Origin of the sequence: Neorhodopirellula pilleata (assembly GCF_007859915.1) — a bacterium.
GTDB lineage: Bacteria > Planctomycetota > Planctomycetia > Pirellulales > Pirellulaceae > Rhodopirellula > Rhodopirellula pilleata.
The window spans coordinates 93,739-99,738 of record NZ_SJPM01000017.1 but is presented as its reverse complement, the minus strand read 5'-3'; the positions used below and the strand labels follow the sequence as shown (position 1 = coordinate 99,738).

Genomic DNA, 6,000 nt, shown 5'->3' with positions numbered 1-6,000 from the left:
AGGTTACGTTGTACTTCACCCATCGCGTGATCCTGCTTTGCGTTTGAGTTGGTTGTAGTGAACCGATAAACGTAGCGTTTCACGCGATGGTTTCTACCCTAAAGGCGCGCTTGGTGAATAAGGCGGGATTAAATCCCATTGCATCGTGCTGTCCGCTCAAGTTAAAGAATCGTTCATCCTCGCTCAAATAAAGCAGACCATGGCGATGGTGCGTTTCGGCGACACAGATAAGCCGGGTTCGAAGCAGTCTTTCCCATTCGTGTATTTCGCCGTACCGTTCGGCTGGCTCAAATGCAATGTCGTTTCGTATCTCGCTTAGCATCTCGTTGTCTTCATTCACGCCGATTCGCAAGCCACCAAAGCGTGCAAGCAACCCGTGAGCAGGATGGCCATGGGGCACGCAGGGATCAACGGGGACGACGCGGTCACTATTGAAGCCAGCAAGATCGAAGTAGAGCCTCGCCCGGGTTGAGATGTGGAAGTTCACTTTGGCTTCTCTACGCGACGAACGGCGGACATCACGGGGCACGGAAGGTTGACTCTCCATTGCGAAAAACGCCGCAAGCCGTGCTCCCGTGCATGTCATTGTTCCCCGCGATTGTAATGTATTGTGATGCAGGTGTTTCGGCTTGCGCATAGCCGAACCATCAGTGCAGTGGATTCTCCGGCCACCACGAGGCCATGTCGATGACCCGGTCGTTCGAGAACTGGTAGTGCCGTGCGAGTTCGTCTGCGCAGGCCAATAGGTCATCCAGTTTGATCGATCCACCTCGTTCGAGATCAACCAGCAACAGATCAATGTTGTTGTAGAGTTCTGCAGGCATCAGGCGGCCCTCGCAACGGTGCCACTCAATACCGTCCACGATTTTCTGTAAGTGTTCGCATAGTTCGCGGGCGTGCGCCGCGTCCTGTGGATCGTGTGGATATCCCTCCGCGATCAATTCTTCTCGTCCAACAATTCGACTACGGAGGAATTCGAGATTCATTTGAGGTGACAGCAGACTCGCAACTCGGTGATTCTTCAGTCGGGGAACACCGCCGATCACGGAGCGGCCGGTGAAAAGTTGGAAGTTGTAATATAGCGTCCTGGCCGCTGCCGTGGATCGGGATAGTTCGTCGTGTCCCAACGGCGACAGTTCGAGCGAGTTTGGCCGCATGTCAGTGTATCGAACGTGGGCGAACCAGTGTTCAATGAGCGTTGACTCAGTCCTGGATTCGGGTCGGGGCCGGGCGTTGCAGCACCGACGAACACCACCGATTACGGAGCGGCCGGTGAAAGGTTGGAAGTTGTAAAAAGTCGTCCTGGCCGCGGCCGTGGATCGGATAGTTCGTCGTGTCCCAACGGCGACAGTTCGAACGAGTTTGGCCGCATGGCAGTGTATCGAACGTGGGCGAACCAGTGTTCAACGAGCGTCGATTCAGTCCTGGATTCGGGCCGGGGACGGGCGTTGCAGCACCGACGAACGGTACGCGTAACCGGGAACGCGAGGGAAAGTCTCTAACGGCCAAATCGCTCAGCTCGCGTTCTCCGGTTCACGCGATGGTTACCCGCCGTCTGCGACTTCCAAAAGGTCAGCGGATGGTGCTGGCAAGCCGACATGGCGAAAACACTCAGCAATTGCATCAACGACACGTTCGGCAAGTATTGAGTCAATCCGATCATCCGACACGCCATCCCAGCCAAAATCCTCGATCACCAAATCGCATGCAAGTACGCCAGAATTGACCGCCACACCCTCGACGCCGGGAGGGCCGAACGTGCCGAGCGAGCCATCTATACGCAGCACGATCGAAAGTGTGTCTATATCCGAGTGAATAATGGAAGCAGACCAAGGCTCCAAGCGACGACGAAGTGCAATCGCGAGGGAAATCACTCGTCGGCATTCCGGGCCACGCAACTGACCGGGGAGTTCAAATTTCATGTTGCCTTTCGATCAGCGGTCGTATCCGTCGCGACGCAAATCGCCGGATGACGCATGTCCATCGCGTTATGAGTTTTGTCGGGTAACGCTAGCCGTCACCTAGCGGCCGGAGTTGATTTAGTGTTGATGTAAACGTCCATTCGGCCGCTTAGGTGCACGGCATTGTTCTGGCGTTTCTTTGGTTTTGCGTCTCGTGCTCGTACTCAGCGACGCGGTGCTCGTTATCGTAATCGATTCCAGCATTCTCGACATCATACTCTGCGCTCGACTCGGCGACACCATCGAATTTCATTGCCATCCGAGTCGGCATCGCCTCGATCCGATACTGCATCACTTTCATCGCAGATTCATCATGATTGCTGTTGCCTTTGGTCGTCACCAGCACGGCCTGAATTACGGTACAAAGCCATTGTTTGCGAGTATGTAATCGATCGATAAACGATACACGTCGAGTCGTTCGTGGTCGAAGGATTGCACAGTCATCAGGGCTGGTTCCGATTACGATTACGAGCACCGTCGCTACGCGACTGAGCACGAGCACGTGGGCTTCGCCAGAACGACCGCGATAACCGAGTCGCGGCGAATGATTTCCCATTGTCAAAAACGACGGCTCCGCGACTTCGGTTCATCGCTTGGTTCGCCGCGTTTTGTTTCGTCAGTCTTTGCTCGGGTAGAGTTGCTCGCGGTGTGGTTTAATGAGCCGGATCGCAGTCTCTTCGAGCATTGATTCGTTGGTGTCGATCCATTTATCCAAGTCGTCACAATAGCGTGGTTCTTCCCAGCATTCCATTCCAGCCCTGTACCGAGCGGCGATTTCCGTCAATTGGCACCGATCCATCATTGCCGCGATTGAGTTGAAGTCAGAAATCCGAACGTTCTCGTAGTATTGCCAGACCCCAGAGCGTGTCGACCCAATCCATTCCCAGAGACGCAGGAACAAGCGTAGCGGTTCTGCCAAGTCACGTTCGGCATCAAGGACGTTGATCAAGTTGTAAAGCGTCGACAGATCATTCGCGTCAACTGCGCGGTCAATGTATGTCTTCGCGTATTGAACAGGCATGTGTTTTCACGTTACTGATCACGGATCAAATTTTCGTCGGCGAACGCCACCGATCACGGAGCGGCCTAGTAAAAGTTTGAAGTTTCAAAACGGCGTCTTGGCCGCTGCCGTGGATCGGATTGTTCGTCGTGTCCCAACGGCGACAGTTCGAACGCGTTTGGCCGCATGCCAGTGTATCGAACGTTGGCGAACCAGTGTTCAACGAGTGTTGATTCAGTCCTGGATTCGGGCCGGGGACGGGCGTTGCAGCACCGACGAACGACGGCGGTAACGGGGCCGCCGCGAAAGAGCTATAACTTCAAATTGGACGTCATCGGCGGCTCCCGTTCACCGCTTTGTTATGTCACGTTAGCGCGATGAGTCCGACCGCAAGCTTGTCGATTACGGCCGCAAGGTTGGCGACTGCTGACTCAGCAATAGTAAGTCGTTGGCCAACGTCAAATCGGCGGTCATTTGATCGGTCGATGTATTGTTGATCGACGATGCCGTCCAAATGTGCGAGAACGTGCCGTTGCTGGAAATAAAGTGATAGCGATTGGTATTCGTTGGCGTCCAATATATCGGTGTAACCAGTCCCCGTTGCGTCGCGCCATATCGTGTCAGATTCCGTTAGATTCTGGAACAGATTGCGACGAACGGTAAATGTGCTAGCGTTTGGGAGTTTGTAAAAACAAGCCTCTGCGAAGCGTTGAAATGATGACACGATTTTGACCAAGCCGTTTTCGCAGATGTGCCGGATTGAATCTTCCGCAACGTTTTCGTCGGTTGATTCGATCAATGCATCACGAATCGCTGAAAGCGCTTCGAGCGTCTTCTTGACGGTTTGCACGGAGTTGGAGAACGTTTCGAGCACCGAATTGTTGCCGCAAGATGGACAAAAGAACGCCGCTCCGACAGAGGAATACCGACACGCGCATTCACCACATTGGAATTCTTGAGTCATTATGTCCGTTGCCATTGCGGGCACAGGAACAGGAATCCGCCCCTGCTTGTACGACATTGACATCTGAATGAAGCTGTTTCGGTTTTGCTTCCGATTGAATTTCCGGGAGTCAGATTTGAATGCCTGTCCAAGTTGTTTCTGGACGTAGGCGTGCGCCGCTTCTTCGATGTATTTGGCCTGTTCGGGTGTGTTCCATTCGTCCGATTCCGCATCGTGTCGACACAGCGGGCAGAACACTTCTTCGTCGCGTACGATATCGCGCCAATCGTCGAACAAGACCTTGAAGTGTGTCCCGCATTCGTCGGACGGGCAGACACGATCAAGATAGCCGTTGTCGTCAAGCTCCAGCTTGATTGGTACCTGAACACCGCGTTCGAGGTGACGAAGCTGGCGGATTACATCATCAAACACTTTCACCTCCGTGAAGACGATTCCTTAGTGACATAACGCCCCGCATCACGGGGTGGCGGGAGTTGACGTTGTATTCAAAATCCGATGGCCACCGCCAATCCCGTGCATGCGATGGTTCGTCGGACCTTCACATCAAAGGCGGAACTCACCTTGGTACGTCGAAGGATGCAGGACTTCAAATCTCTCTCCGTCCACCTTTCGAGTCGCGGCAATCATTGTATCAAGCAGCCCTGCCTCTTGCAGGAGAGGCTTGCATAGTTCCAATGCGTCGGCGGGATTACGCGTAAACACAAATATTTCGATCGCGTCACCGATCTCGTTTCCGTCCACGATGTGATCGGCATCCTCGTCGTCCCGCGGATTCCCAACGGCCTCAGCAATGTCGTCCTCAATGTCTGCGCTGGTCAGTGGCGACTCGGGTGGAAAATGCAGAACGAGGATGAATGGATGAGGCATTGATTGTCCTGGCGTATGGGTGCTCTCGTCCGACGAACGCCAGCGGTAACGGGGTAATGGGCTCGTAGCGGAGGCGGTAAAATGGCGTAGCCATACCGCCGTAGCGGAGAGCACATTACTCCCGTTCACCGCATTGTTATTTGCTGTCTCGTGCTCGCAGTATACGCTTTTCGGTTTCGTCGTTCTCAGGCACAAAGCAGTGCAACTCACCGTCCGGCCCATCAATGTATAGACGCCCACACTCAAAACACTGCCACATTGTTCGTGTTGGTGATGACATGATCCTTCTCGATACCATGTATGCGTCTTTCACGGTCAGTTCACCTGACGCCACCCGATCGATCACTTCGCCGTCAACGCCATCCCACACGCCGTAAATCTCTTGGTCAGGCGTGAGGTGTGCTTTGTGGGCGATGTAGTCGGTCGCGTCGGATATTGTCGCACCGCATTGGCAACCGATCTTCACGAATTCTCCGAGCAAATAACACCACCGATCACGGAGCGGCCGGTAAAAGGTTTGAAGTTCCAAAATAGCGTCTTGGCCGCTGCCGTGCATCGGGATAGTTCGTCGTGTCCAATGGGATCACACTACAGTCGCAATCGTACCGACTCACGCAGCCATCGTCAAGCAATTTCAGGCATCGCACTGCCTGATGCTGGAAATCACTAACGTTGAATTAGTGTGTGATTAGTGCAGATTAGCGTTCAGCGCAGCCTGTTTTTCGGGAACACTAATCCGCGCTAATCGAACACTAATCCAGCCCCCCACGTCGCAACGGAGTCGTAGACACGACGGCGTCGGTCTTCGCGGTCTCCAGCACCGACGAACGACCCGCATCACGGGGTGGCGGGAGTTGACGTTGATTTCAAAATCGACTGGCCACCGCCACTCCCGTGCATGCGATGGTTCGTCGCGATTTACGTATTTTATTCGGAGTAATTATAAAGTCCGGCGTCGCCTAGTGCATACACGATCCCATACCATGAGACCGATGATTGATCTGGGCGGATCATTGGCATTGATTGTCCAAAGAGCAAGTTGTCAATTGCGTTTTCAAAGCCTCTGCCATTAACCCGCATTATTCACCAAGGACGAAATCGGTTCTGCGTTTTGAGGTTTGGCCATTGCGAAACGCAGCGAAGCGGATTGCGAGTCTGATTTTGACCGACCGCGCACAACGCCCCCCTCCCCCAGAATGATTCGCTCA

8 protein-coding genes are annotated in these 6,000 nt (G+C 53.9%); all 8 read right to left on the bottom strand.

The genetic code is table 11. The features are described from left to right. Positions 1-79: 79 nt before the first annotated feature. Positions 80-487, bottom strand: a complete 408-nt coding sequence (locus Pla100_RS31245) for an SUKH-3 domain-containing protein (RefSeq protein ID WP_197168251.1) — start codon at positions 485-487, stop codon at positions 80-82. A 160-nt stretch (positions 488-647) separates the two neighbouring features. Next, positions 648-1,157, bottom strand: coding sequence for a hypothetical protein (locus Pla100_RS26350; protein WP_146581671.1), 510 nt, complete (start codon positions 1,155-1,157; stop codon positions 648-650). A 387-nt stretch (positions 1,158-1,544) separates the two neighbouring features. Further along, positions 1,545-1,922, bottom strand: a complete 378-nt coding sequence (locus Pla100_RS26345; protein WP_146581669.1) for a hypothetical protein — start codon at positions 1,920-1,922, stop codon at positions 1,545-1,547. A 148-nt stretch (positions 1,923-2,070) separates the two neighbouring features. Continuing rightward, positions 2,071-2,517: a hypothetical protein gene (locus tag Pla100_RS26340; protein ID WP_146581667.1), complete on the bottom strand. Its 447-nt coding sequence runs from the start codon at positions 2,515-2,517 to the stop codon at positions 2,071-2,073. A 60-nt stretch (positions 2,518-2,577) separates the two neighbouring features. Further along, the gene (locus Pla100_RS26335; RefSeq protein WP_146581665.1) at positions 2,578-2,982 is read right to left on the bottom strand and encodes a hypothetical protein; all 405 of its coding nucleotides are present in this window, start codon (positions 2,980-2,982) and stop codon (positions 2,578-2,580) included. Between the two features lie 343 nt (positions 2,983-3,325). Further along, positions 3,326-4,336 (bottom strand): hypothetical protein, encoded by a 1,011-nt coding sequence (locus Pla100_RS26330; protein WP_146581663.1) that lies wholly within the window; start codon positions 4,334-4,336, stop codon positions 3,326-3,328. 132 nt (positions 4,337-4,468) lie between these two features. Beyond that, a complete protein-coding gene (locus tag Pla100_RS26325) occupies positions 4,469-4,792 on the bottom strand; it encodes a hypothetical protein (RefSeq protein ID WP_146581661.1) in 324 nt (107 codons plus the stop codon). 136 nt (positions 4,793-4,928) lie between these two features. Beyond that, a complete protein-coding gene (locus tag Pla100_RS26320) occupies positions 4,929-5,348 on the bottom strand; it encodes a hypothetical protein (RefSeq protein ID WP_146581659.1) in 420 nt (139 codons plus the stop codon). Positions 5,349-6,000: the final 652 nt, after the last annotated feature.